Below are 26,808 nucleotides of genomic sequence, written 5' to 3'. Positions count from 1 at the left end.
GTTATAATTTATTTTAGCATAATATGTTAGAAGGAGGGGAGCTCTGTGGCCATTAAAGCAGTCTTTTTTGATATTGATGGGACTTTTCTAAATGACCGAAAACGTGTGTCAAGTTCAACCAAAAAAGCTATCAGTCAAATGAAGGAAGATGGTATCTTGGTTGGTTTGGCAACAGGTCGTGGTCCAGGATTTGTTCAGCCTTTCATGGACAATCTGGGTCTGGATTTTGCAGTCACTTATAATGGTCAATATATTTTGACTCATGACAAGGTCCTGTATCAAAATCAGCTCCCTAAATCAACAGTCTACAACTTGATTCGCTATGCCACCAAGCACCGTAGAGAGATTTCTCTAGGGACTAGCACAGGTCTAGTTGGTTCCAATATTATTAGTATGGGAACGAGTAAGTTTGGACAAATCGTCAGCCGTATTGTCCCTAAGTCCTGGGCTAAGATGGTGGAACGTAGTTTCAAGTCTTTGATTCGTCGTTTCAAGCCACAAAGTATTGAGACTCTTAAGACTATCATGCGTGAGCCTATTTATCAGGTGGTTATGGTAGCGACGGTGGGGGAAACAGAAGATATTGAAGAAAAGTTTCCTCATGTGAAGATTACCCGTTCAAGCCCTTATTCAGCCGATATTATTTCAGCGGACCAATCTAAGTTGAAAGGTATCGCTCATCTAGGTGAGGTTTTTGGTTTCGAACTCAGTGAGGTTATGGCCTTCGGGGATTCGGAAAATGACCTAGAAATGCTGTCTGGCGTCGGCATTGGTGTTGCCATGGGTAATGGTGAAGACGAGCTGAAAGACCAGGCTACCCATGTCACTGATACTAATAACCAGAATGGGATTGCCAAAGCCTTGTCACACTACGGTTTGATTCATTTTGAGACAGAAAATTCATTTACCAGTGATGATGGCAACTTCAACAAGGTTAAGGATTTCCACCATTTGATGGATGGCTCAACTAACGACATGCCTCGTGTTTACGGTATCGAGGAAGCTGGTCACCGTGCGGACTTCAAGTTGGAAGAAATCGTCGAATTTCTTTATGCTTCATCAGGTGGGGACAAGCGTGTCTTTGGTCAGGCTGTTCTGGATTTGCATGCTGCTCTTGATAAGGCAGCTCTCAAAGTTAGTTCTAAAGAGCACTCAGAGTCAACGATGGTTGGTCAGGTGGATGCTTTGACTGACTTGCTTTACTTGACCTATGGTTCATTTGTTCTTATGGGGGTGGATCCTAAACCTTTCTTTGATACAGTTCATGAGGCTAATATGGGGAAAATTTTCCCCGATGGCAAGGCTCACTTTGATCCCGTGACCCACAAAATTCTTAAACCAAGTGACTGGGAAGAGCGATTTGCACCAGAACCACACATTAAACGAGAGCTGGATCGTCAGATTCAAAAATCTCTACAAAGAAATAAGTAAGAAGATATAAAGGTTTGGACAGTTTGCTCCAAGCCTTTTTCTAATAAAAATGACATTTATTAATGTATTTATTTGTGATAAAATAAAGACATTCTATGTATTTTTAAGGAGATTATTATGACTAAAGCAGATTGGTTAGACTTTTTTGAAGCCATCAATGGTCGTTCAGCGACTGAAGAAGAAATTGCAGCAGCACTTGCAGCTGGTGAGTTCCAAGATGACGCACCAGCAGTAGAAACTGCCCCAACACAAGAAGCGCCAGCGCAACCAGCTTTCGCTAATGTTCAAGAAACACCAGCCCAAGAGGCGCAACCACAGCCAACTTTCGCTGGTGCCCAAGAAGCGCAACCACAGCCAACTTTCGCTGGTGCCCAAGAAGCGCAACAACAACCGACTTTTGCGAGTGCACAAGACGCACAACCGCAAGCTCCTTTTGCAAATGCTCAGGCAGCACAACCACAACCAACCTTTGCGGGTGCTCAAGCTGCTCCAGTACAAGGAGTACCAAATCAAGCGGCGCAACCACAAGCTGGTCAACAAGCAGCTTTTGCTAACGGTCAACCTCTTCAACCAGGTCAAAACGTTCAATTTATCAATGGACAAGCCGTAGTTGTTCCAGCACAACCATCAGCATTTGCGACAACTTTCAAAAACTACTGGACATGGTTGCTTAATGCATGGCGTCGTCCAGCTGACATGACAGATTATGGTAAACACAATGGTTGGCTTAACTATATCTTCTTGTCACTTTTCACTGGATTTGCATCATTTGCAATTTTGAGCGCTATGGCACGTAAACTTGTTAGCTCAGTTGTATCAACAACAAACGCATTGTCTAGTCTGTTTGGTTCTTATGGAACAGATAGTTATTCATCTTCAATTTCAAGTCATACGTCTAGCATTGGTTTTGGAGCTTTCTTCGCAAGTATCCTAGCTGCCTTCCTCTTCATCTTTGCCTTTATCTTGGCAGGATTTGTGACACGTAAGGCCATCTTCCGTGATCCTGAGACTACTTTTTTGAATAGCTTTGACCGTTTTGGTCGCTTGACATCATTGGCCTTGCCAATCTTGCTCGTAACAATCTTGTTCGGAGCTATTGGACTTGTTGGCTTCCCTAGCTTCTTGTTTAATATCGTTAGTGTTTTGTTTGTACTGGCTAACATCTTTACAATTGTACCTGTAAAAACGGCTTGGAAGGCTGATAAGTTCTATCAATTGATCTTGGCAGCACTGTTGAATGGTGTGATTTTGGTAATTTTGTTTGCAATCGTATTTGCTATCATGTCATCATTTTTAATAGGTCTTTTATTCTAAGTAAACCTCTAGCATTTTTTGAAAAAGTAAGTTTATAGGAGTCTTTATGGCAACAAAAGAAAAGTGGATTGATTTATTTGAAAAGGCAGTTGGTCGTCCGCCCCATGCTTTGGAGATTGAAGAAGGCCAGAAAGCAGACTTTGACTTAAAGGCTATTAAAGGCATTGCGGCAATGGGCTTGGACCAAGAAGCCACTCCTTCTGAACCAACAGAAGAAGTGGATGAGTATGACGTTGCCGAGGAAGTATTTGAAGATGTACCGCTTGGTGACGAAGAGGAAACGACTCCTTTAGAAACAGAGGAGCTTGCACCAGTATCTCAAGCTGATCAAGGTCAAGCTGAAGAAAATTCCGAAGCCGCTTCTAAAGAAGCACAAGCTATCTGGATGAAGGCTTTTAAAACCTATGTTGGGCGTCAACCTCTTCCTGAGGAATTCCTACTTGGTAAGTCTTCAGGTTATGATGTGTCAACCATCCATCAATTTATCTCAGATGGTAAGGCTGCGAAACCAGCCAAGCCAGCTATGACTAAAGGAAAGAAAATCCTGATTATTGCTGGTGTTGTTGCAGCAGTCTTAGCACTTGCTGGTTACGGCTTTGGTTCTTATTACTACTCACGTGGTCAAGTAGCAGAACGTTATGAAGCAGCAGCCAAGAAGAGCTTTAAAGATAGCTTGGAATACCAAGTATGGTCTGATACTAAAAAGGAAATTAAAACATCTGAAGTCAAGTACACAGACACTAAAAGTACACAAGCCTATAGCAAGAGCCAACTCCTGTCTGGCGAACGTATGCAAAAGGTTGGACGTCAGTTCCTTATTTTTCCTAAGTGGCGAGTCGTGGTAGATCCTGGAACGGTTGATTTGACTGTTAATACAGCTGATTTGAATGTGACCATTAACGGGGTTTCTTACGCGACCACAGATGGCAATAACTACACGGCTAAATTGAATCATCTCTATCCAGGAACCTACAATTTTGTGGCTTCTGGTAAGGTCAATGATCAAGATATCACTGTCTCATCTGAGGAAAATGTGACCTCTAAAACAGAAGTCAACCTTTCTGTAGAGTATCTCAGCTTTACTGTTAAGTCTAATCTTAAGGATGGAGACCTCTACGTTGGTGGTACCAAGATTGGAACCCTTAACTCAGGGAAACTAGACGTTAACAAGGTAGCAGTAGCTGGTTCATCAGCCGTTTATGTCAAGAAGAATTTCGAAGATGGTAGCTCTATCAAGACAGAGACACTGTCTATTAAGAAAATCTCTGAAGGTCAAACGGTTACTCTAGATGCTGATGGTGTTCTTGATCGTGATACGGCAGATCGTCTCTTGACCGCTGCCTACGGTAAATTTGGTAGCTACGCTTCTAATCATAACACGACACCAGATGGTGTATCTGACATTTTCCTTAATGGTACTGATGATACCATGTACAAGGATGTAACGGCTGATATTGACAAAAATACTACAGGTGCTAAAAACCGTGCCGCTGATAGTATTTCTTTCTCAGATGTTGACGTCACAGAAGTCGTTCAAACTGGTGAGAAGACCTTCAAGGTGACCTTTACAGCAGTTTATGATTTCTATTATGGTTATGATTCGAAATTCAAGTCATCAGGAGATATCAAAGATAAAATCTCTTGGTCATGTAATGTGGAATACGTTGGAGATGATGATAGCGATTCTAGCAGTAGCAGTTCTGACTACAGCAACTATCGTATCAACGGCAAGGCTGGTGAATCGCAAAATGTGAGCCGTGAAAATACTGTGAAATAACAGTTACTTTCTCAGTTGGTTAACATTGAACAGATTACAAATAGGAGGCTAGACCTCCACACTAAAAATGAGAGCCTGGTAATTGCCAGGTTCTTTTGTTTGCCCGTTTTTACCTCTTAGGGGCTAAACTGTGCCACTTACCTAAAAGGCCTTGTTTTGTGTAAAGCACTTGTTATAATGGAAGCATCAAAAGGACAGGAAAGGAGTATTATGAAAGTTAGAATCGAATTAGACCCATCCATGGATGAGCCTGAAATCTTGATTCGAGCTCCTCGGTTAACACAGGAATTATCACAGCTCCAAGAGTCTATTCTAAAGCAAAAGTTAGTTCCTTTAGCCTTTTATAAGGATCGCAGCGAATATTTTCTGGATTTGGCAGATATTCTCTTTTTTGAAACAGACGGGGAGAAAATTTATGGTCATACTAAGGATGAGGCCTATGAGGTGAAGCAAAAGCTTTACGAATTGGAGGAATTGCTTCCGATTGCCTTTTGTCGGATTTCCAAATCGACGATTGTTAATGCTAAGCAGATTTATTCTTTGGAAAAGTCTTTTTCAGGGACCAGCACGGTGAATTTCTATCAGACCCACAAGCAGGTCCATGTATCAAGACGCTACTATCAAGTTTTAAAAGAACGACTAAACGAAATGAGGTAAGATAATGAGAAAGAAATTAATTGGGATCCTCTTAATCCTTTTGGCAGCTTTGGTAATTGTACAGGACTACTTTATAAAATGGGAAATTAGTATTTGGATGTTGGCCTGGGTGGTCTTATTAGCTATTTTATCCCTTTCTAGTCTTTTGAAGCGACATTTTGGTCTTGGTTTCGCCTATGGTATTGTGGCTCTTTTCTCACTCAATGGACAGTTCCATTTTCTTCCAGTATCTAATTCGGTCCTTATTTTTTCTTCCATTCTTGCGGTTATTGGCTTGAACATTCTCTTCCATTCTTCTAGTAAAACAAAGAATCGTTTTGGATTGGGTGAAACTGGTTCAGACGCTAATAATGGTGGAAATGATATTGATGTCACTTTTTCAGCAGTGACCAAATATCTCAATGACAAGCAATTTACGCATGGGAGTGCAGATGTTAGTTTAGGACAGGCTTCCGTCTATTTTGATAATTGCCGTATTGAGGGGCCATCTGCCCAGTTTGATGTGGACGTTTCTCTTGGAAGTCTTAGCCTCTATGTGCCCAGTGATTGGCGAGTACATGTGAATGTGGATAATTCTCTCTCAGCTGTACAGCATGAGGAAAATCCTAGCAATTTGACCAGCAAGGACTTCTACATCAAAGGAGATGTTTCCTTGGGTAATTTAGAAATTATCTATGTTGGTGAGAGTTCAATTGATTAAGTTAGGAGAGAAGTTGCTATAAACATGACAATTTAGGAGGGCAATAGCTCTGGGATCTCTAAGTTCATCAAGTCTTTCAAATCAACTAATACTCAAGGGAGTGGGACAAGGAACAATTTTTAAAAAGTTGTTCGGTCCTACTCCCTTTTTTCCTATTTTATAGTCTCTTTTTTTGTGATAATATAGTATAGTGAAAAAACTAGACTGGAATAACTTTACTCTTTTGGAGTTTTATGTGACAGCGATGCATGGAGACAATCTAAGCGGATACCCGCTTGGAGTGATAGTCAAGTAAACTCAAAATGAGGCTAGAAGGGAAATTGTTATGAGAAAAAAAGCGATTGGTATTGATTTAGGAACAACGAATTCCGTTATGGCTGTTGTTCGTGAAGATGTGCCAGAGATTATTCCGATGGGGACGAATGACGATCAGGTCTTACGTTCAGCGGTTTATTTCTCAAATATTAGTGGCCAAAACCATGTATCTTTTGGTAAGGAAGCCATTGAGCGTGGGACAGAAATCGGAAGTACAGAAAACTTTAAATTTGACTTTAAACGTGATATTGGGCGTCCAATTGCCAGTGATACACCAGACCACACACGTGTCAATTCTATTATTCTTTCTGCCTTGGTTTTGAACGAATTCCGTAAGCGTGCCTATATCGTTGGTCAGGAGATGGGTCAAGCAGATGGTATCAAGGATGCTGTTATCACAGTGCCTGCCTACTTTACGTCAGATCAACGTGCGGCAACTAAGAATGCTGGTCGTATTGCAGGATTTAATGTCTTGCGTATTATCAATGAGCCTACAGCTGCGGCCATTGCCTATGCCCACACTAAAAATGCTCAAGGAAATGTCTTGGTCTTCGACCTTGGTGGAGGAACTTTTGACGTTACCATCATGCGCGTGGCTGATCATGCCTATGATATTTTGGCAACTGATGGGAATTCACGCCTTGGTGGGATTGACTTTGATAAGCGTCTTGTGGGCTACATCATGCAGGAGTTGGAAAAACAAGGGGTCAATATGACTAACCTTTCCGAGAAGGAAAAAATTCAACTTCAATATAAGGCTGAACAGATTAAGACTAGTCTATCTGTGAATGACCAAGCTCTCTATGAGCACTATGTCAATGGTCAAGGTTACGGTGTCTTGATTACTCAAGCGATTTTCAATGAAATTACCTTGGACCTCCTCAAAGATACTGAAATCAAGGTGCAATCTACTCTTCAAGCATCTGGCTTAAAATGGGAAGAGATTGACCATATTCTCCTTGTGGGTGGATCAACACGTATGCCAATGATTCGTCAGATGATTCGCCTGATGAGTGGTTTGGAACCTAAGTTTGACCTTAATCCAGACACTATCGTGGCACAAGGGGCTTCTATTTTGGCTGACCTTATCGTCAATAATGAGGTTAGCTTCTCTGAGCACCAGGATGGTAAGACAACTGAGACAGATAGAGTGGTTGTCAAGGATGTGACCTCTCAGGGAATCGGTCTGCTCTTCAAGAAAAATCCAAACAAGAACTACAGCTTTGTGGGTGACTACTATAATAGTGTCGTGGTCCCACGTAACTCGGTCTTGCCTTTGGCTGTTACCAAGGATCTCTTTGCGGTCGTGGATGGACAGAGCAAGTTCAAGCTTCGTATCACAGAAGGAAATTACGAGAATCCATTTGCTGTGAAGATTTTAGGACAAGTGGAAGGGCAAGTGCCACAACCTCGTCAGAAAGGCGAGCTCTTGGCGCAAGTCACCTATGCCTTTGACTCAGAACAAATTGTTACTGTGACAGTGTCGGACCCTCGAAGCAATACTGTTGTGGCACGCTTTTCAGTCAATGCACAAGTCAACCAAACCCAAGAAGTGGTTAAGGAAGATTTGTCAGAACTTCAAGCTATTTTTGCTAAATTCATCTCATGATAGACTACTACAAAGCAATTGATACAGAGACAGGACAGGCAGTGCCCTATTTAAGAGAGGTCAGTAACCGTATCTCTCCAGAGATGTCGGCTCAAGATTGTTTCGTGGCCCTTTCCTTTTTACGTGAGGAGCTGGAGGAGCTCTGGACAAATGGTACCTTGGATAAAGAAGGGGAGCGTTTGCGCAGTGAGCTCTACACGATTCGCTCAATCTTTTTCTCAGACCATGAGAAGTTACAATATGACCGAAAACTTAGGCAGGCTCAGAGAAAGGCTTTGGAAGTTGAGAAAGGGACGACTACTGATGCTAGCAATGTATCAGGTAAAAAGGAAATCCCTTTTGAACCTGTTGCGGTGACTCAGACCAAAGAGTCACCTCTTAAAAATTACCTCTTTGCGGCCTTCGCCTTTGTGGTTCTACTAAGTTTGATTCTCTTCTTCAATATCAATGTCATCGTTCTTATTATCGGAGCCATTCTAATTGTGGCTTTGATGTTACTTATGTCTTAGGAGATATTAATGGAAACCAATCAATTAACATTTGAACATATCTGTTTCAAATATAAGGGAAATGATAACCAGCTCTTTACAGATTTGGATGTTACTATGGAGACTGGTCAAGTTGTCGGTATCTTGGGTGCTTCTGGTTCAGGGAAAACAACTTTAACAGAGATTCTCCTAGGCCAGCTTAAACCGACTTGCCAACAATTTCGTATTTTAGAAAATGGCAAACCTGTGACTGCGGGTTCACGCTCTTGGTCCTATGTGCCCCAACAAAATCTCCTACGTGAGTACCTCAAGGTATCTGAGACCTTTGATTTTTATGCGGACCACCATCTGAAAGGGAGTGGTAAGCTGACTAAAAAGCATCGCATTGCAGGCATCATGGATGATTTAGGGTTGACGGAATTTGCCAATAAGAAGATCTCAGAGCTTTCTGGTGGGCAAAAACGTCGTGTCTCTATTGGTATCGAGCTTCTTAGCCCTAGTCCCTACTTTATCCTTGATGAGCCGTCTTCAGGTTTGGATGCCCTTAGTGACCGAAATCTCTTACGTACCTTGAAAATCTTGGCTAAATCAGCTAACAAGTCTATTGTGGTTATTACTCACAATACAGAAAACTTGGCTATTTTTGACAAGATTATCTTCTTATCTAAGGGACGTCCGACATTTGCAGGAACCTATGAAGAGTTGCTTTTGGAATACAAGACTAGCGATCCTTATATGATTCGTAAATATATGGATATGAATATCGCAGATGTCTACCAAGAGCTCAATGCTTCAACACGTATTTACAAGATTTAGGGAGATTTATGAACGCAGCATTACGATTAAGTTGGTATAAATTTAAACACCACTACATGGATTTTGTGAAGGTTCTTCTGGGCATTGTCGCTTTTGAAGGCTTAATTCTCTATATCCAAGACAAGGGATTTTTGAAAGATTTCGAAACAACTCGAATGACCCTCTTTCTCTTGCTTTTCTCAACCAGTCTCTTGATTGTGGTTCAAAACAGTATTTATATTTCTAAGGAACGCTCGGTCCTCAACCGTGACTTTTTCTCAGGTTTGAGTCGTTCAGCCTTCGCCTTGGCTAGTATGGGGATTCACGCCTTCTTTGCCGTTTTGGAAACCATTGTCTTTATCCTATCTTACTCTGTCTTTAGTAAGTTCTTTGACAAGGAATTTCCAGATGCTGGTCATATTTTTGGTTCCTACCGTTGGGAAGTTGGGATTACAGTGCTCCTGGTTTTCTTGGCGTCGCATTTTATTGCCCTCTTTATCTCAGCCTTGGTTGGCAAATCTGAGATTACCTCTGTTATCCTAGCAGTCGTTGTGGGTATCATGCAATTTTCGTTATCAGGAACTATCCTGTCTTTGCCAAAAGCCATTGATTGGGTACAAAAATTTGTCTATCTAGGTTATGGCCACAAGCTTTTTGGGATTTCTAGTGACTTGTCAGACTTGCCATCTAGTTTGGCTAAGTACCATGTTCCTGTCCCTAAGAGCCAGTTAGAGGCCTTTCAAGGGTCTACAGGCGAATTCTGGGGACAATGGTGGGCCTTGGTGCTTCATTGCCTCGTTTATGCCCTACTCTTTTTCGTCACACTTCAGAAGAAGGAGAAATAAATGCAACAATATGATGAATGGCTGATTGACTTCCAAGTGCAGCATGGCCGCAAGCCAAGTGATAAGGAAGTCGCAGAAGCTGCTAAGACTGGTTTTGCTCTTTCTAGTGGCTTGAGCAGACAGAAAAATTCTAAATTCAGACAAGTTTTGTCTAAGGTTGGTTTGGGTGATCTCAAGTTTAGCTGGTTTTTAGTTTTGGAAATTTTGCTCTTGATTTGTATTGCTCTTTTTGGTTATGTTGTTGGCTATCTATTTATCTAGGAGGACCTCATGAAACAGTTTAAACATAAAAAGTTTATCGGTTTAGCCTTGATTGTCTTTTTGGTCTTCATGGTACTTGGAAAATACACTCAGAGCACGGCTTTTACATCGTCTTCAAGAGTTTATGCCACAACCGTTGTCGATAAGAATACCGGGAACAAGGTGCGTTTTGAAGTTCGTAAGATCAAGGGAGACAAATACGAAGTCAAAAATACGGAGACCGGGGATACTTATCAGGCTAATGCTCAATCCGGGGAAGACCGTTCTTTGAGCTTTAAGTTGCCTGGAACTAACGGTAGCTCAGACGGTACTATCCGTATCACACCAAGTATGGTACCTGGAGGAGATGCGAAGGTTGAAATGACTGAATCAGATACCTATACTCAGGTTGAGGGAGGCTCTGAAGTCGTTGAGTCTAGCGAGGCTTCGTCTAGTTCTTCAAGTAGCCAAGTTAAAAGCATTATTAAGGATATTTTGGAATCAAGTAGCTCGTCCTCTGGTAGCGATGCAAGCTCAGAATCTTCTTCTAACGATCCAAATAAGCCAAATGCAGATATCAAGACGAAGACTGATGTCAATGGTGATAAGGAAACCACTTATATTGCAGACTATTCGACCGAAGACATTAAGTCTATCACAGAAGCTTTTGGGAAATGGCTCTATCAGTCTGATTATGCCAAGGATGCTGTTTTAGTTCAAAGCAGCTTTGACAGTATCACCAAGGTCAATGATGGTAGTCCAACCTTCCTGTCATTTAAGGCACCTAAGGAAAAAGGTAGCAGCCAAACGATTACCATCCTTGCTAATCTCATCAATGCGGATGGCTATGAACATATTACTGGTGTTCCGAGTGGTATCATCAATGGCAAGGAAGTCTCAAACTATGATTTCAAGGATTATAAAAACACGGTTGATTCCTTTGCTTTAGGGATTAATGACAATAGTGGTAAGACCGCAGACTATAGTCCAAGATCATCCTTCCGTCTTTATACCTTGAAGGATAAGAAACATGCTATGTATGAAGACGATGCTGCTGAACAAAAAGCCCTCTTTAAGGACTTCTCAGCTGATGACAAAACTGGTGGCAATTATAATGGCTACAACAAGCTCTATAAGGATTTGGTTGACCAAGATAAGGATTCTTACCAAATCGTTCTAGGCTCCAACGGTACCGTTTATTATGTGACGAACTACTGGAAGGGTAATTACGATAAGAAGGCTGTTCAGACCTATAAGGTAGCACCAGATGACATGCAAGAGGCTTACCAAGAGTTGCTCAAGCATTACTCTAGTGCTAGCACATCTGAAAGCTCAGAATCTTCAAGTTCTTCACAATCATCAGAGTCATCATCAAGCTCATCAGAAGCTAAGACAGAATCAAAAACGGAAACCAAGACCGAGCAAACAGGCATGGATGTTAATGCTATCAAAGATAATAACTTCCAAAGCCTCGAAGGGACTTGGAAGAATGGGAATGGTAGTAGTTTGACATTTTCTAAGAATCAAGTAACTGCACCAACAGATTATGAGGTTCAAAATGCTAATTCCAGTCTTGAAAATGGCTACCTGAGAGCGAGCCTAAGAACAGGAATGTATGGCGCAATAATCTATTTCATCCCGAAAGGTACGACATTACCGAATGTGTCAGGAAATAATCCTGATGCTTCAGATAATACTAAAGACCGTATCCTAGTGACCCAATCAGGGGATGCACAATCTGACGCCAAACAATTCTACTACAAGGCTGACTAGATCTTAGGTTTAAAAATAAGTCTTGGAACTTCTATGAAGGTCGCAGAGGTCCCTAGTCACCTAAAGAAAGTTTCTAAAAGAATATGTCTTTAATGAAAAAGTTGAGATAAAATTGTCTCAACTTTTTATGTTACATTTGTAACTTTAATTTAATAGTTAGTCTATCTTCTATAAATAAATGGATTCTTAGAGGTATTATAGACTTTATTAGAAAATTAATTATTGTGAAAACTTACAAAAAGCTATATAATGAGTAGTGTTGTAAAAAGGGCTTCCTAGGGGATTTTTGAGGAAGTTTCTTAAATCAGATTAGAGGGAGAGGGGGAAAAGAATGACTTCTATTATTGAATCGCTACTTGCTGTTTTTAAAGATTTTCATTGGCTGGTATCTATAGACACGCTCTTGATTTTCTTTGTCAATTATCTGATGTTTCATGCAGCTGGTAGGGTCAAGATTTCTTGGTGGCTACTTTTATTAGGTGGTCTTTTGTCAGTTGTTGTGACTCCTCTTCTTCCTATGGGATTCAAGTTTTTACTTAATCCTCTTATTTTATTTTGTTTTAGTTATTACAAACGTCCAGACTTGCCATGGATAGAGCCGGTATTTAATAGTTTTTATGCCTGGGGGACAACCAATATCATTATACGAGGCTTGTCATTAATCGTCTTTCCTTTACTTTTGGGAGCCGACTTGATGAGCCGTATTCCAGAATCTTTAACGGAGTTTATATGTGTGGTAGTTACCTATCCTCTTTACCTTTTGGTTCACCGTTTTATTGGTTATGAATATTTGCAGGTCGAGGAAAAGGAGCGCTTACGCATTCACTTCACCCCTATTGTTATTGGGGTTAGCTTTGCCTTTCTTTCATACGGGCTTCTAAATGATTTCATGCCTTACTTTGCTAGTATCTGGCCTGTGGAAGTGGTTAACAATTATGCCAAGTTGATCGTTCTATTAGCAACAGGAGCCTTCTTCATTGTTGTTTCCTATGCTAACCAGTGGATTAAGGATGAACTTTTTCTGGAGTTGAAAGAGGAGCAGGAGCGTCATTTCCAGAGCTTACAGGAATCTAGTAGGCATATCCTCCATCTTTATCAGGAGCTATACCGTGATGGAGTGCCTAAGGTAGTCGTACCTAAGAAGGCTAAAACCGTTCTGGCTACTAGTCAAGAGGGAGACACTCAGAACCTATCTGATGAAGAGGTTCCCTTCAGCAAGGTTATGCCAGATATTTCTAACCTGCTTTCTCAATTGTTACGTTCCGTCATTGAGAGTAAGTATATGGAGTTTCATGCTGTTGGCGTTGATTTTATCATGGAGGTTCCAGACCCTATATCCCCAGTTCATATCGATGTGGTGGATTTATCAGCTGTTCTAACGACCTTCTTGGACAATGCCTTGTTGAGAGCTCATGGTCAAGAAAATAGTTTAGTTCGTATGTCTTATTACCAAAGAGGTGAGGTCCAGGTCCTCTCTGTAGAGACAACCCTTTCGCAAGATAGTGCCGAGGCGCCCCACGAGGCGTATGAGAGTCACTTATCAATCAATGAGCAGCTCGAAGATATTATGGAGCGTTACCCTCAGTCTAAACTTAGCTTTAAGAATGATAAGTTGATCTATAGACAGCAATTTGAATACTAAAAACTTGTAAAAAAATATATAGAAAGGAGATTCGATGTTTGAATCGTTTTTGGGAATAAATTTTTTAAATCTCTATGATACAGATGCCTTTCTAGCCATTCAGCTTATTTTAACTCTGACGATAAATTGTGCCATTTTCAAACGAATGACAGACATTCGTATCTCCTGGACGGTCTTCTTGACCTTAGCCCTGTTAGATGTAGTCATTCAGTATAATATTACTAACATGATTATGGTTTTTGATGTCTTGATCCTGATGATTTTGGCCTTTCTTGCTAAAGGGAAGACCTGGTCGGTGACCCAGTATGCTTTTCATACTTTGTTTCCAGTGGTGACGTCAGATTTACTTTATCGCTTATTGGGACTCTTCTTTATTCCCCTCCTCTTAAATCTCCCTGTCGCTGAGGTAGGGTCCAATGCTCTTTTCTATCTCTTATCTTACGGTTTGATTTTGCCACTTTATTTTGTATTTGACCGTTTCTTGGGCTTGGATTTGAAGCGTTGGAAGGTCTATAGCGATGACTCTTTTCATAATCTCCAGATTTCTAGAAGGGTTGCTCTAGCAATGGCCATTTATTTATTGGGAATCTATCTCAGTGTGAACTTAGACAGTTGGTTCCCTGGCTATTCTTCAGAGGTGGAGTTGAGATTTCGGATGCTTTGGGTTCTCTTGTCTGCAGTGGCCTTCATTTTCCTAATTGCTCATCTTAATCAACTGTCTAGGCAGTATTTGGAAGAGAGTTTGGCCATGGAGGAAAAACGGCATTTGAATAGTTTGACCAAGGCCAACCAAAAGATTGATCTTCTCTACAATGAATTGTTACAATACAGACAGTCTTATCAGACGGTTGTGGAACAATTTTCAGAGGAAGTGCGTGACCAGGAAGAGGCTCTTGCTGAACAGGTGTATCAGAATGTTCTTAGAGAGAGTGCCAAGGAGTTTGAACGTTTCCGTGTCATTGATAATCCTAAGCTAGAAAATATTCAATCCTTGCCCTTACGTAGTCTTCTTTCGGCTCGTATGATGGAGGCTAAACGTAGTAATATTCCAGTGACTTGTGATATTCCTGAGGAGATTTCAGGCTTTACCATGAACGTGGTTGACTTGACCTTGCTGGTGTCCATTTTCTTTAGTAATGCGATTGATGAGAGTAAGCAGGTGCCTGCCAGTCAAATCAATTTTAGTTTTTATCGTCATGATAAGGATGGGAGTTACCATTTCGTCATGGAAAATAGGACGCAAGAAGAAAAAGTTGACCTTGATGCCATTATGCAGGAAGAAAATCAGAAGAAGACCTCTGGTCTTAACCTTCACTCAGCCAAGGATATTCTTAGGAAGTATAGTGATGCCAATCTGATTACAAGCAGTGGTGATTACCTCTTCAAACAGGAATTGATTTTTAAATAAATATATAGAGCTAAATCAAAGGATTTGGCTCTTTTTTTCGTTACAGATCCATAAAGTAGGGCTCTTTGCTGTTGAGCTTATGCTTATGTCCGAAGCTTAGGACATCGGAGGAGGAAGGGGTGAGGGAGGAGTCTGATTGTTGCTTCATTCTGTGTTATAATAGCAAGGATTAGTGGTTCTTAGCGCTAAGTGAATGACGACTTGCTTAGCCTAACGACTGGTGTAGAGACAAGAAAGGGACGTCTTATGAAATTACTTTATACGGATATGTCTCAGGATTTAACAGAAATTCTGACGGAGCAGGCGACTAGCTATGCTCAAAAGGGAAAGAGGGTCTTTTATATTGCCCCTAATGCCCTATCATTTGAGAAGGAGCGTAAGGTCTTGGAATACCTGCCTCAGTCAGCGTCCTTTGAGATTACGGTGACGCGTTTTACTCAGATGGCTAGGTACTTTATTCTCAATACGAGTAACCCAAAAACTCAGTTGGATGATACTGGTCTGGCCATGATTTTTTATAAGGTCTTGTCACATATGGACGATGATGAGCTCAAGGTTTATGGTCGTTTACGCAAGGATAGTAACTTTATTAATCAATTGGTGGACCTTTACAAAGAGTTGCAGCAGGCTAATATGACAGTTCTGGATTTGCAGCATTTGGATCAGGCGGAGAAACAAGAGGATTTGGTAAGGATTTTCAGTGCGGCTCAGGATCTCTTGTTGGCGGGAGATTTCGACAATCAATCAAAACTCAGTACCTTCTTCAAGGAGATTACCTCAGGCCACCTAGATAAGGCCTTGAGTAACACGGTTTTGGTCATTGATGGCTTTACGCGTTTCTCTGCCGAGGAGGAGGCGCTGGTTGGTCTTTTGAATGATAAGTGCCACCAGATTGTCATTGGGACCTATGCCAGTCAAAAAGCTTATAAGGCTAACTTTGTTTATGGCAATGTTTATCAGGCCTCAGTGGATTTTTTGAGGACTTTGGCTCAGACCTATAAGGTGACACCTGACTACGTGACGACAGACAAAGAGGGCAATCCTTCTTTTGCACGTATTAGTCGTCTTTTGGAGAGCCGTCATGATTTTAGTACGGTAGATGAGAAGGTTACTGATCAAGACAAGCAAGCCTTGCAGGTCTGGGAAGTGGTCAACCAAAAGGAAGAGGTGGCTCAGGTTGCCAAGAGTATTCGTCAGTTGCTGGCGGATGGTAAGCGCTACAAGGATATCTTGGTCCTGCTTGGTGATGAGGAGAGTTATAAGCTTCAGGTGGGTCAGATTTTCCGAAAATTTGATATTCCCTATTATTTCGGTAAGGAAGAAACCATGTCTAGCCATCCTTTGGTGCAGTTTGTGGATTCGCTAGAGCGTATCAAGCGCTATAATTATCGTGCTGAGGATTTGCTTAATCTCGTAAAATCAGGTCTCTATGGCGGTTTTACTCAAGAGGACTTAGACCTTTTTGAGTATTATGTCAATTTTGCAGACATCAAGGGGCGTCACAAGTTCTTGTCTGATTTTACGGCCAATAGTCGTGATAAGTATGATTTAGACCAGCTTAATGCCTTGCGCTCACAACTGGTAGAGCCTTTGGACAAGTTGCTTAACAGTCGCAAACAAAAGGGTTCTAGTCTGCTTAAGAAACTTGCGGTCTTTTTAGGGGCTGTACAAGTGCCAAATCAGATGGCTGCTTTGACTGTCAAGGCCAGTGAAGCTGAAAAAGAGCAGAATGAACAGGTCTGGAAGTCTTTCACCCAACTCTTGGAGCAGGTTGAGACTATTTTTGGAGAAGAAACGCTGTCAGTGGACGACTTTTTGTCCATTTTGCGTTCGGGAATGTTGGCCTGTGATTACCGTACGGTTCCAGCCACTGTTGATGTGGTCAATGTGAAGAAATACGATTTGATTCAACCACATTCAGCTCCTTATGTTTTTGCCTTGGGAATGACCCAGTCACATTTTCCAAAGGTAGGGCAAAATAAGAGTCTCCTGTCTGACGAGGAACGCAGTCGTATCAATGAGGCGACGGATGAGCATAGAAGTTTGGATATTGTCACGCAGAGCAATAGTCAGCGGGGGCATTTTGTGGCCATGTCGCTTTTCAATGCGGCTAGTGAACAATTGGTGCTTAGTCAGCCACAAATTCTCAATGAGACGCAGGATGACATGTCGGTTTATTTGAAGGAACTTCTTGACCTTGGTCTTCCTTTGGTTGAAAAGGGACGTAATCGTTTCGAGGCTAAGGGTGACCAGATTGGGAACTACAAGGACCTCCTATCGACTGTCATTGCTCTTAACAGCAGCCATCTAGATGCTGATTTGGACAAGGAAACGCAGACGTTTTGGTCAGTTGCTGTGCGTTATCTCCGTAAGCGACTTGATAAGGACCAAGTCTTGATTCCAAATGTGATTGACGATGTGACGACGACCAAGGTGGATAATCAGGTCATGCAGCTGGTCTTTCCGGGGGAAGAACCACTAAAATTATCAGCTTCGGCTCTGACGACCTTCTATAACAACCAATATCTTTATTTCTTGCGTTATGTTTTGGGACTTGAAGAGTTGGAGTCCATCCATCCAGATGCCCGACACCACGGGACTTATTTACACCGTGTCTTTGAGCGTGTGATGGGTGATTCTTCGTCAGAAAACTTCGATGATAAATTGGAAAAGGCTATTGCTCAGACCAATCAGGAACAACCCTTTGAAATTCTCTATACCGAGGACCAAGAGAGTCGCTTGTCTCGTCAGATCTTGGAAGATATCGCCCGTTCAACTGCCAGTGTTTTGCGTGACAATGCGGCTGTTAAGGTTGAGCGTGAGGAAGCCAAGTTTGATTTGCTTTTAGCAAATAGCATCAAGATTACAGGGATTATTGACCGTGTGGACCGTTTAACGGATGGGGCTCTGGGTGTCGTTGACTACAAGTCAGGTAAAAATGTCTTTGACATTCAAAAATTCTACAATGGCCTCAGTCCGCAGTTGGTAACCTATCTAGAAGCCCTTCGCCAGACCTATAAAGTCGATGCTGATCAGCTTTTTGGTGCCATGTATCTTCACATGCAGGACCCACAGCTTAACTTAGCTCAGTTTGGTTTGGATAAACTAGCAGCTCAGGCTCATAAGGAATTGACCTATAAGGGACTTTTTGTGGCTTCAGAAACGGAGCATCTGGCTGGTGGAAACTATGATTTACAAAAGACTGTCACCTATGACAAGGAGGACCTAGAAACCTTGCTCGATTACAATATTAAGCTCTTTACAAGTGCTGCTGAAGTTATTCGAAGCGGGAATTTTGCGGTCAATCCTTATACTGAGGATGGCAAGTCTGTTCAAGGGGATCAAATCAAGGCTATTACTCATTTTGAGGCTGACCGCCACATGGGACAGGCTCGAAAGCTCCTGCGTTTACCAAGTAAGGGCAAGAAGGAAGCCTATTTGGAGCTGATGGCAAAAGATGAGGACGATAATGAGATGCAAGTTGCTGAAACTATCGTCCCCTTTCCAGTCACTGATCAAGCTGTGACAGCAGACAAAAAAGACCAGGAGGACAACCATGTTGACTAAAGCTTTTTTAAGTCCAACAGAGATTAAGGAACGTATTGCCCAAGAAGCAGCTTCTGACAAGGAACGCAAGTTAACACCTGAGCAGATTGAGGCCATTTACAGTAATGGTACTAATATTCTTGTGTCAGCTTCGGCTGGATCAGGAAAAACCTTTGTTATGGTTGAGCGTATCCTTGATATGATTGGACGTGGTGTTGGCATTGACCAACTCTTTATCTCAACCTTTACGGTAAAGGCAGCAGGTGAGTTAAAAGAGCGTCTGGAAAAGCGTCTGACAGAGCAACTTGGACAAGTTGAGACGGATGAAGAGCGTGCCTTTCTTTCAGATCAGATTGCCAAGATTGGGACGGCTGATATTGGAACTATGGATGCCTTCACCCAGAAATTGGTCAATCAGTATGGCTATCTTCTGGGTGTGTCACCTATTTTCCGCATTATGACAGATCCTGCCGAGCAGACACTCATGAAAAATGAGGTTTATGCTGATCTCTTTAACGATTATATGCAAGGAAAGGATGCCCAACTTTTCCAAAAATTGGTCCGCAACTTCGTAGGAAATGGCAAGACTAGTAAGGCTTTTCGTGATTTAGTTTACGATGTCTATAACTTTTCTCAGGCTACTGCAGGTCCTGAAAAATGGCTACGTCAAAATCTTTTAAAAGGGCAGGCAGAGGCCAATCCAGACAAGGCTAAAGCTGAGCTTTTAGAGGGTCTCAAAGATGGCTTGTTGGCTGATTTCTTAGACTTCTTAAGAGACCATCTAGGTCTAGCTCAGCGTGAATTTGCCAAGGCCAAATATCTAAATAATGTGTCAGATGCCATTAGCCTTCTTGAGGGAGCCTTGGCCAATGACCAAACGGATATGGAGGACTTGCTCAAACAACTCTTGACTTTGTCAGGAGGGACTGGTTTGACCAATATGACCCGTCCTAAAGACGAGGAACTCAAGGCCTACAAGGAAGCTTACAACAAGACCAAAAATGAGTTTGTGGCCCAGTTGCGAGAGGTTGATACCCAGCTAACGGTCCTCGAGGTTTTGACCAAGCATAATGATGACATCCTACCTCTGTTGGAGTTGCTTCAGGCCTTTGTACTTGATTTTTCGGACCAGTATTTACAGGCTAAGATTCAGGAAAATGCCTTTGAATTCTCGGATATTGCCCATTTTGCTATCCGTATTTTGGAGGATAATCCAGAGGTGGCAGCTAGCTACCGTGACCGTTACCATGAAGTGATGGTAGATGAGTATCAGGACAATAGCCATACCCAAGAACGCATGTTGGAGCTCCTCTCTAATGGCCACAACCGATTCATGGTGGGAGATATCAAGCAATCCATCTATCGTTTCCGTCAGGCAGACCCTCAGATTTTTAATGGTAAGTTCCAGCTTTTCCTTGAAAATCCAGATGCAGGTAAGCTGATTCTCCTTAAAGAGAATTTTCGTAGTCAATCTGAAGTTCTTGATGCGACTAATGGTGTTTTCAGCCACCTCATGGACCAGGAAATCGGGGATATCCTCTATGACAAGACTCACATGCTGGTAGCGGGTAGCCAGAAGCAAAAAGAACCCCATCCTGAAAATGAGACAGAGGTTCTGATTTACAATAGTGATGAAGCGAGTGTGACTCCTGACGAAGAAGGTGCTGATCAACCTATTAGTAGCGGCGAGATTTCCTTGGTTATCAAAGAAATCATCAAACTTCACGAGCAGGGTGTACGTTTTGAGGATATTACCCTCCTAGCACCAACTCGCAACACCTATCTGGACTTGATGGCAAGCTTTGAGGAGCACGGAATTCCCTTGGTTCCTGATGAGTACAAGTCAAGCTACCTAGAGTCACTAGAAGTTATGATTATGTTGGACACCCTTCGTGCCATCAATAATCCTCTCAATGACTACGCCTTGGTTGCCCTCCTTCGTTCACCTATGTTTAACTTCAACGAGGACGACCTGGCTCGGATTGCTGTTCAGGCTGACAAAGGACAATTCTATGACAAGCTTCTTGCATCTCATACTAAATCAGGACTTCATCCAGAAGTTGTCACCCAAGGACTTGAGGCAAAGTTGACTCTCTTCATTGAAACTCTGGCAGATTGGCGTGCTTACAGTAAGTGGCACTCGCTCTATGACCTCATCTGGAAGATTTACGACGATCGTTTCTATTATGATTATGTTGGCAGTCTTCCACGAGCTGAGCAACGTCAGGCCAATCTCTACGCCCTTGCCTTGCGTGCCAATGCCTATGAAAAGACTGGCTTTAAGGGACTTTCCCGTTTTATTGGCATGATTGATAAGATCATTTCTAGCGGTAACGACCTAGAGGAAGTAACAGACTTGGTTCCCAAAAATGCTGTTAGCCTCATGACCATTCACAAGTCCAAGGGACTAGAGTTCAAGTATGTCTTTGTCTTGCAGATGAATCGCAAGTTCATTGGTCACAGTAAGGACGGACTAAGTGGTAAGTACATCATTAACCGTGAAAAAGGACTAGGCATTAAGTATCTAGCTGACCTCAAAGACCAGATAAACACCAATTTGCCTAAGTTAAATGTTGTTCTCGAGACCTTAACCTTCCAGGAAAATCGTAGGGAAGAGCGTCGAGCAAGTATCTCAGAAGAGATGCGTCTGCTCTATGTTGCAATGACCCGTGCAGAGAAAAAACTCTACCTAGTTGGTAAGGGCAGTAAGGAGAAATTGACCCAGCAATTTGGCACGGATGTTGAAAATAATCGCCTACCAGTAGCTCTACGTGACCAAATCGCTACTTATCAGGATTGGGTTATGGCTTTGGATACCGCCTTTATGAGAAAGGATCTCAAGTTTACTGTTCGCTTTGTTGAGGCTGAGGACTTGATCCCAGAGGCTATTGGTCGGGTTGAAGTTCAAGCGGCAGTAGATGCTGATGATCTATCTAACAATCGTCAGACGGAAGACATTAAACGTGCCCTAACTGTCTTAGAAAGTGTTGAAAAGCTCAACCAACTTTATGCACCAGCGATTGACCTGCCATCTGTGCGTACGCCGAGCCAGCTCAAAGCCTTCTACGAACCTGTCATGGATACAGAGGGTGTGGATATCATGGACAAGAAAGAGGAGGTTCAACCTCTTGAGACTACCACTAGCTTTGAGCTTCCAGACTTTGGGCAAAAAACCAAGGTCACAGGAGCAGCAGTTGGTTCAGCCACTCATGAACTCATGCAACGCTTGATTCTCTCTGACAAGGTGACCCTCCAAGATTTGACACAGGCCTTGAGTCGGGTTTCAGCTGATGATCAAGTCAAGGCGCGTGTGCAGTTGGAAAAGCTGTTAGGATTCTTTGATACAGATCTTGGGAAGCTCATTCTAGCCAACCGTGATAAGTTGCGCCGTGAAGCACCGTTTGCTATGTTGGCAGAAGATCCAACTAGTAAGGAAGAGTTTGTCGTCCGTGGTATCATCGATGGCTACCTACTTCTTGAAGATCGTATCGTCCTCTTTGACTACAAGACCGACCGCTTCACCCATCCTAGTGAGCTTAAGGAGCGTTACAAAGGACAAATGAGTCTCTATGCTAAAGCGCTCAGTCAAGCCTATCAAATGGATAAGGTAGACAAATACCTTATTCTCCTAGGTGGAAAAGACTTGGAAGTCGTAGAAGTATAAGCTATAGCATAACCATTCTTTCACAGTGAAAGAGTGGTTTTTGCGTTCAAAACCTATCAAAAAAGACTGGTGTGCACACACCAGCCTTTTTCGATAGATTTCCATCAGTATTGTAAGTTCGTTAAAATATTAGAGGATGGAAATAGTTATGAAAAAAAGTATCTTGTAGGTTGCTTAGGCCTACAAGGGCTATTATAACAGACTCATCTTAATCTAAACAAGGTTAGAAAAATTAGAAATGTACACAATAAATACTACTATTTTCTAATAGTTGAAGGGCACCATAGTAATAAAAGAAAGACATAAACCGCCAACATTAGACTGACGGTTTTAGTTTATTTTAATCCTAATATCAACTAATCAAAGGCACCACCCAATTGACCCAGGCCCAGGAAATCGGCATAACCAGAATCATGGCTGGAATCATATCTGCGGTTGGAAATTGGCGAAGTCTCATAATACGAAAACCAGTCGCAATCATGAGAAAGCCCCCACAAGCCTTAAAGTCACCAATCATAGCTTTTGTTGTTAGAGGAAGAATGAAACCAGCACTCACAAAGAGGAGGAAGAAAACGATAAATTGTGGAATGGCAATCATGGAGACGATGTAGCCTAGACTACAAGAGAAAATCATGGCCGTAAAGAAATCTAGGATAGATTTGGAAATCAAGATGGAAGCATCGCCTGTCATCCCAGACTCAAGACTCCCGTAAATTCCTGTACCACTCGCACAAAAAAGGACGATAACTGTCAAGAGCTGTGCATAAAACTCATCGTGAGCTAATCCTGTTTGTTTGCTTGGCGTAATCTTAGACAAGCCTTTTTCCATAAGTCCAGCTCCCTTGTTGATGAGGTTTCCAAACTTTAGGGCCAGTCCAATAATGGTACCGATAACTACTGCAAAGATAACTGCAGGCATATTAACCATATTCATAATAGCACTAATCCCCATAACCATAGAGGCTAGGCCGAAGATAAGGTTAAGATTGTCCTTGAAATCGTCTCTGAGATAATCCCCAAAGAGTCCTCCAGCGATTCCTCCTAAGATAATAGATAGCGAGTTGATGATAATTCCAGTTGGCACCAGTGATTTTCCTCCTATTGTTCTAAATACTATAAGTTTAGCATTATCAAAGACCGAATGCAAAATTGTCCCGTTTTTACAAACGTTTTCTTGAAATTGTACCTTTGAAATGATACAATAAATGAGAAGACAACGAAATAGCCTTATCTAAACCTATTGTCGACATTATTAGAGTATTGTTCATAAAAAACATAGCAATAATTCTAATTTATAATTTAATATAAAGTGTAAAATGAGACTATTGTTAAATAGATTCTCAAGAAAGGATAAAAGATGATTCGTTTTGAACACGTAACGAAACGTTATGAAGATAAAGATGCTCTCTCAGATCTTAACCTCGATATTCGAGATGGTGAGATTTTTGGGCTGATTGGTCACAATGGAGCTGGTAAGACCACGACCATTTCCATTTTGACGTCTATCATTGAAGCTAGCTACGGTGAAGTTTACGTTGATGATATGGCCCTCAGTCAACATCGTGATGCCATCAAGAAAAAAATCGCTTATGTGCCAGATTCACCGGACCTATTCCTAAATTTGACGGCCAATGACTATTGGTACTTCTTGACACGTATCTATGATTTGGAAGCTAGTCAGGTTGAGGAACGTTTGACTAATCTCATGGCTACCTTTGACTTGACGGAGAGTCGTTATAACCTCATTTCTTCCTTTTCTCACGGTATGCGTCAGAAAGTTGTTGTTATCGGTGCCCTTTTGGTTAATCCACAGATTTGGGTTTTGGATGAGCCTCTGACTGGTTTGGATCCACAGGCATCGTTTGACTTGAAGGAAGCCATGCGTCATCATGCCAAGGAAGGTAATAGTGTTCTTTTCTCAACCCACGTTCTAAGTGTAGCTGAGCAGCTCTGTGATCGGATTGCTATTTTGAAGAAAGGAAAACTTATCTTCCAAGGGTCTCTAGCTGAACTGAAAGCTCAGTACCCTGACAAGGATTTGGAAACTATTTATCTGGAAATGGCTGGACGTAAGATTGAGGAGGTATAGTCATGAACTGGAATCATGTTTGGGAGCTTTTTAAAATTAATCTCCTCTACGCTAATCCTCAAGCAGTAACTAACCTACAGAAACGTCAGGAGAAAAAGAAAAAAGCCAATTTCTCCATCGTTAATGCCATGCTTAGACAACAACTCTTGATTCTAGTTGTTTTTACGGTTGTCTATAGCTATCTTTTTGTAGGTGTCGATTATAAGGCTAATCCTGGAGTCTTAACCCTATATCTCTTGACATTTTCAATAATGGGGCTTCTCCAGACCTTTACGGCTCTCTATAGTACCTTTTATGACAGTAAGGATAGCAAGGCTTATCTGCCTCTTCCCTTGAAGCCAGAGGAAGTTTTTTTGGCCAAGACCTTGTCAGGTTCTATGGTTGGGATGACCTTCATGGTACCTATCCTTAGTCTTCTCATTCTAGCTTACTGGCAATTTATTGGCCCACTGGGGATAGTCGTTGGACTTCTGACCTTTATCGTTTCTCTCTTTATCAATCTCGTTTTTTCAGTGATTCTGTCTAATAGTATTGGAACGCTGATTGTTCGCAGTTCTCATAAAAAGCTCTATTCAACCATTTTGATGACCCTGTCAACCCTATTGATTATGTTGCCTATTATGATGGTTGGTTTTATTAAAGGCTATGTTGATGGTGCTGGACATGCCGATTTTCCCTTGCTTCCTTATCTAAGAGGTTACTATGATGTCGTAGCTGCCCCTCTATCTCCGGAGGCTCTACTAAATTTCTATCTTCCTCTTTTCGTAGTGCTTATCTTGGGCTATTGGTTTTATAAAGTCAGAATGCCTCGTTATTTCCACGAAGCCATTTATAACCAAAAGGCTAGAAAGCCTCAGGCCAAAGCTGTTACTCGAAGCCAAAGACAGGTCTTGGTCCGCCATCATTTATCTACTTTGGGGAATTCAACCCTCATTATCAATACCTATGTGGTGCCGGTCTTCTATATGATCATGTTAGGTGGGGGTGCGGTCTTTTTGAAAGATCTAGGTCCAGACTATTTCGGACTCCTGCTTTTGGTCGGAATTGCCTTTGGTTTCTTTTCAGCTCAACCAACAAGTTTTCTTGGTGTAGCAACATCCTTAGAGGGGACAAACTTTGACTTTATTCGTAGCCTACCAATCAATACGGGTGACTATCTTCGTCAAAAGTTCTGGCTTTTCTATAGCTTGCAAGTCGGTGTTTCCCTCTTATTAGGAGGACTTGGTTTAATATTCTTGGCTCATCTCCATCCTATTTTGGTAGCAAGTTTCACTCTTGGTTTTCTCGTAACAACCTATCTTGTAGGTGGCTATTACTTTGAACGTGACCTTAAATTGTTGGAAGTGAATTGGCAGGAAGTTACCCAGCTCTTCAATCGAGGTGGAGGACAGTGGCTCTATATGGGTATCTTTATTCTTACAATTTTCATCGCTGCCTTGCTAGGAGGTATTGTCTTCTTTGCAAGTAAGTTCTGGATTGCCCTAGTAGTCAATGCCATAGTATCTGGGCTTATAGCTTTAGTTGTCCTAATCGTTTATCTCTTTGTTGATCGCAGACGTTGGAAACGTATTAGAGCCATGTTTTTTGCCTAGAACAAACTGTTTAAAGAGTCTCTCCGATTGGAGGGATTCTTTTTTACTGAAAATCTTTAATATGTAAACTTATGCATTATATATGTTAAAAAACCTGAATTTAGTGTATAATCATAAACATGAAACGAAATTTTGACTCAGTAAAACGCCTGGTTATCAAAATCGGGACTAGCTCTCTGGTTTTACCATCAGGAAAAATTAATCTTGAAAAAATCGATCAATTAGCTTTTGTCATTTCTAGCCTGCATAATAAAGGGATTGAGGTTGTCCTCGTATCCTCTGGTGCCATGGGCTTCGGGCTCAATGTCCTAGACCTAGACAAGCGACCGGCTGAAGTCGGTAAGCAACAAGCCGTCTCAAGTGTAGGGCAGGTAGCCATGATGAGCCTCTATTCTCAGGTCTTTTCACATTACCAAACTAAGGTATCTCAGCTTCTTTTGACCCGTGATGTGGTCGAGTATCCTGAGAGTTTGGCCAATGCCATCAATGCCTTCGAGAGCCTCTTCAAGCTTGGAGTTGTTCCAGTTGTTAATGAAAATGATGCTGTCAGCGTAGATGAAATGGACCATGCGACTAAGTTTGGGGACAACGACCGCTTGTCAGCTATCGTAGCTAAGATTGTTGGTGCTGACCTACTCATTATGTTGTCAGATATTGATGGGCTCTTCGATAAGAACCCAAATGTCTATGAGGATGCCACCCTTCGTAGCTATGTCCCAGAGATTACAGAGGAAATTATAGCATCAGCTGGTGGTGCCGGTAGTAAATTTGGTACAGGTGGTATGATGAGTAAGATTAAGTCAGCTCAGATGGTTTTTGAAAATCAAAGCCAAATGGTTTTGATGAATGGTGAAAATCCACGTGACATCCTTCGTGTCCTAGAAGGAGCCAAGATTGGTACACTCTTTAAACAGGAGGACTAA

Annotated in this window: 19 protein-coding genes; 18 read left to right on the top strand and 1 reads right to left on the bottom strand. The window is 41.9% G+C overall.

Features of this window, described 5'->3' with window-relative positions:
- Positions 1 to 45: 45 nt before the first annotated feature.
- The 15 genes from A6J31_RS07740 (at position 46) to addA (ending at position 22,204) form a co-directional block, all read left to right on the top strand.
- Entirely contained in the window at positions 46 to 1,431 is a 1,386-nt protein-coding gene (locus A6J31_RS07740; protein ID WP_080610874.1) for a Cof-type HAD-IIB family hydrolase, read from the top strand.
- Positions 1,432 to 1,548: 117 nt separating this feature from the next.
- Positions 1,549 to 2,745 carry a DUF6574 domain-containing protein gene (locus A6J31_RS07735; RefSeq protein ID WP_080610872.1) on the top strand — a complete coding sequence of 399 codons (1,197 nt, stop codon included), beginning with the start codon at positions 1,549 to 1,551 and terminating at the stop codon, positions 2,743 to 2,745.
- Positions 2,746 to 2,791: 46 nt separating this feature from the next.
- Positions 2,792 to 4,522 (top strand): zinc ribbon domain-containing protein, encoded by a 1,731-nt coding sequence (locus A6J31_RS07730; protein ID WP_080610869.1) that lies wholly within the window; start codon positions 2,792 to 2,794, stop codon positions 4,520 to 4,522.
- Positions 4,523 to 4,732: 210 nt separating this feature from the next.
- Positions 4,733 to 5,179 carry a LytTR family DNA-binding domain-containing protein gene (locus A6J31_RS07725; protein ID WP_064521356.1) on the top strand — a complete coding sequence of 149 codons (447 nt, stop codon included), beginning with the start codon at positions 4,733 to 4,735 and terminating at the stop codon, positions 5,177 to 5,179.
- Between the two features lie 4 nt (positions 5,180 to 5,183).
- Positions 5,184 to 5,879 carry a hypothetical protein gene (locus tag A6J31_RS07720; protein ID WP_064521357.1) on the top strand — a complete coding sequence of 232 codons (696 nt, stop codon included), beginning with the start codon at positions 5,184 to 5,186 and terminating at the stop codon, positions 5,877 to 5,879.
- Positions 5,880 to 6,204: 325 nt separating this feature from the next.
- Complete coding sequence (locus A6J31_RS07715) at positions 6,205 to 7,803, top strand: Hsp70 family protein (RefSeq protein ID WP_080610867.1); 1,599 nt, start codon at positions 6,205 to 6,207, stop codon at positions 7,801 to 7,803.
- Complete coding sequence (locus tag A6J31_RS07710; protein WP_080610865.1) at positions 7,800 to 8,312, top strand: hypothetical protein; 513 nt, start codon at positions 7,800 to 7,802, stop codon at positions 8,310 to 8,312. The genes A6J31_RS07715 and A6J31_RS07710 overlap by 4 nt, the downstream gene beginning before the upstream one ends.
- 9 nt (positions 8,313 to 8,321) lie before the next feature.
- Positions 8,322 to 9,107: an ATP-binding cassette domain-containing protein gene (locus A6J31_RS07705; RefSeq protein ID WP_002891779.1), complete on the top strand. Its 786-nt coding sequence runs from the start codon at positions 8,322 to 8,324 to the stop codon at positions 9,105 to 9,107.
- Positions 9,108 to 9,115: 8 nt separating this feature from the next.
- Positions 9,116 to 9,931, top strand: a complete 816-nt coding sequence (locus A6J31_RS07700) for an ABC transporter permease (protein WP_014635018.1) — start codon at positions 9,116 to 9,118, stop codon at positions 9,929 to 9,931.
- Positions 9,932 to 10,192 (top strand): hypothetical protein, encoded by a 261-nt coding sequence (locus tag A6J31_RS07695; RefSeq protein WP_002884593.1) that lies wholly within the window; start codon positions 9,932 to 9,934, stop codon positions 10,190 to 10,192.
- Positions 10,193 to 10,201: 9 nt separating this feature from the next.
- A complete protein-coding gene (locus A6J31_RS07690) occupies positions 10,202 to 11,944 on the top strand; it encodes a DUF6287 domain-containing protein (protein WP_064521358.1) in 1,743 nt (580 codons plus the stop codon).
- Positions 11,945 to 12,275: 331 nt separating this feature from the next.
- Positions 12,276 to 13,586 (top strand): hypothetical protein, encoded by a 1,311-nt coding sequence (locus A6J31_RS07685; RefSeq protein WP_080610863.1) that lies wholly within the window; start codon positions 12,276 to 12,278, stop codon positions 13,584 to 13,586.
- Between the two features lie 34 nt (positions 13,587 to 13,620).
- Complete coding sequence (locus A6J31_RS07680; RefSeq protein ID WP_080610861.1) at positions 13,621 to 14,994, top strand: GHKL domain-containing protein; 1,374 nt, start codon at positions 13,621 to 13,623, stop codon at positions 14,992 to 14,994.
- A gap of 246 nt (positions 14,995 to 15,240) precedes the next feature.
- On the top strand, positions 15,241 to 18,561 hold the full coding sequence (rexB, locus tag A6J31_RS07675; RefSeq protein ID WP_080610859.1) for an ATP-dependent nuclease subunit B: 3,321 nt from the start codon (positions 15,241 to 15,243) through the stop codon (positions 18,559 to 18,561).
- Entirely contained in the window at positions 18,551 to 22,204 is a 3,654-nt protein-coding gene (gene addA, locus A6J31_RS07670) for a helicase-exonuclease AddAB subunit AddA (protein ID WP_080610857.1), read from the top strand. The genes rexB and addA overlap by 11 nt, the downstream gene beginning before the upstream one ends.
- A gap of 352 nt (positions 22,205 to 22,556) precedes the next feature.
- Here the strand turns inward: addA and A6J31_RS07665 are convergent, their stop codons facing one another.
- On the bottom strand, positions 22,557 to 23,288 hold the full coding sequence (locus tag A6J31_RS07665; RefSeq protein ID WP_048674888.1) for a DUF554 domain-containing protein: 732 nt from the start codon (positions 23,286 to 23,288) through the stop codon (positions 22,557 to 22,559).
- 273 nt (positions 23,289 to 23,561) lie between these two features.
- On the opposite strand from A6J31_RS07665, the gene A6J31_RS07660 reads away from it, so the two are divergent.
- The 3 genes from A6J31_RS07660 (at position 23,562) to proB (ending at position 26,808) form a co-directional block, all read left to right on the top strand.
- Positions 23,562 to 24,293 carry an ABC transporter ATP-binding protein gene (locus A6J31_RS07660; protein ID WP_048674887.1) on the top strand — a complete coding sequence of 244 codons (732 nt, stop codon included), beginning with the start codon at positions 23,562 to 23,564 and terminating at the stop codon, positions 24,291 to 24,293.
- Positions 24,294 to 24,295: 2 nt separating this feature from the next.
- Positions 24,296 to 25,885: a hypothetical protein gene (locus A6J31_RS07655; RefSeq protein WP_048674884.1), complete on the top strand. Its 1,590-nt coding sequence runs from the start codon at positions 24,296 to 24,298 to the stop codon at positions 25,883 to 25,885.
- A gap of 119 nt (positions 25,886 to 26,004) precedes the next feature.
- Positions 26,005 to 26,808, top strand: coding sequence for a glutamate 5-kinase (gene proB, locus A6J31_RS07650; RefSeq protein ID WP_022495873.1), 804 nt, complete (start codon positions 26,005 to 26,007; stop codon positions 26,806 to 26,808).

Source organism: Streptococcus sp. FDAARGOS_192, assembly GCF_002073815.2.
GTDB classification, from domain to species: Bacteria; Bacillota; Bacilli; order Lactobacillales; family Streptococcaceae; genus Streptococcus; species Streptococcus salivarius_H.
The sequence above is the reverse complement of the archived record's forward strand: the minus strand, read 5'-3'. Positions and strand labels throughout refer to the sequence as shown.

Bases quoted from the DNA above. Each gene is read 5' to 3' on its own strand.
- A6J31_RS07705 (WP_002891779.1), top strand. From the start codon at position 8,322: ATGGAAACCAATCAATTAACATTTGAACATATCTGTTTCAAATATAAG.
- A6J31_RS07685 (WP_080610863.1), top strand. From the start codon at position 12,276: ATGACTTCTATTATTGAATCGCTACTTGCTGTTTTTAAAGATTTTCAT.
- A6J31_RS07735 (WP_080610872.1), top strand. From the start codon at position 1,549: ATGACTAAAGCAGATTGGTTAGACTTTTTTGAAGCCATCAATGGTCGT.
- A6J31_RS07710 (WP_080610865.1), top strand. From the start codon at position 7,800: ATGATAGACTACTACAAAGCAATTGATACAGAGACAGGACAGGCAGTG.
- A6J31_RS07725 (WP_064521356.1), top strand. From the start codon at position 4,733: ATGAAAGTTAGAATCGAATTAGACCCATCCATGGATGAGCCTGAAATC.
- proB (WP_022495873.1), top strand. From the start codon at position 26,005: ATGAAACGAAATTTTGACTCAGTAAAACGCCTGGTTATCAAAATCGGG.
- A6J31_RS07660 (WP_048674887.1), top strand. From the start codon at position 23,562: ATGATTCGTTTTGAACACGTAACGAAACGTTATGAAGATAAAGATGCT.
- A6J31_RS07655 (WP_048674884.1), top strand. From the start codon at position 24,296: ATGAACTGGAATCATGTTTGGGAGCTTTTTAAAATTAATCTCCTCTAC.
- A6J31_RS07715 (WP_080610867.1), top strand. From the start codon at position 6,205: ATGAGAAAAAAAGCGATTGGTATTGATTTAGGAACAACGAATTCCGTT.
- A6J31_RS07695 (WP_002884593.1), top strand. From the start codon at position 9,932: ATGCAACAATATGATGAATGGCTGATTGACTTCCAAGTGCAGCATGGC.
- A6J31_RS07720 (WP_064521357.1), top strand. From the start codon at position 5,184: ATGAGAAAGAAATTAATTGGGATCCTCTTAATCCTTTTGGCAGCTTTG.
- A6J31_RS07730 (WP_080610869.1), top strand. From the start codon at position 2,792: ATGGCAACAAAAGAAAAGTGGATTGATTTATTTGAAAAGGCAGTTGGT.
- rexB (WP_080610859.1), top strand. From the start codon at position 15,241: ATGAAATTACTTTATACGGATATGTCTCAGGATTTAACAGAAATTCTG.
- A6J31_RS07680 (WP_080610861.1), top strand. From the start codon at position 13,621: ATGTTTGAATCGTTTTTGGGAATAAATTTTTTAAATCTCTATGATACA.
- addA (WP_080610857.1), top strand. From the start codon at position 18,551: ATGTTGACTAAAGCTTTTTTAAGTCCAACAGAGATTAAGGAACGTATT.
- A6J31_RS07700 (WP_014635018.1), top strand. From the start codon at position 9,116: ATGAACGCAGCATTACGATTAAGTTGGTATAAATTTAAACACCACTAC.
- A6J31_RS07690 (WP_064521358.1), top strand. From the start codon at position 10,202: ATGAAACAGTTTAAACATAAAAAGTTTATCGGTTTAGCCTTGATTGTC.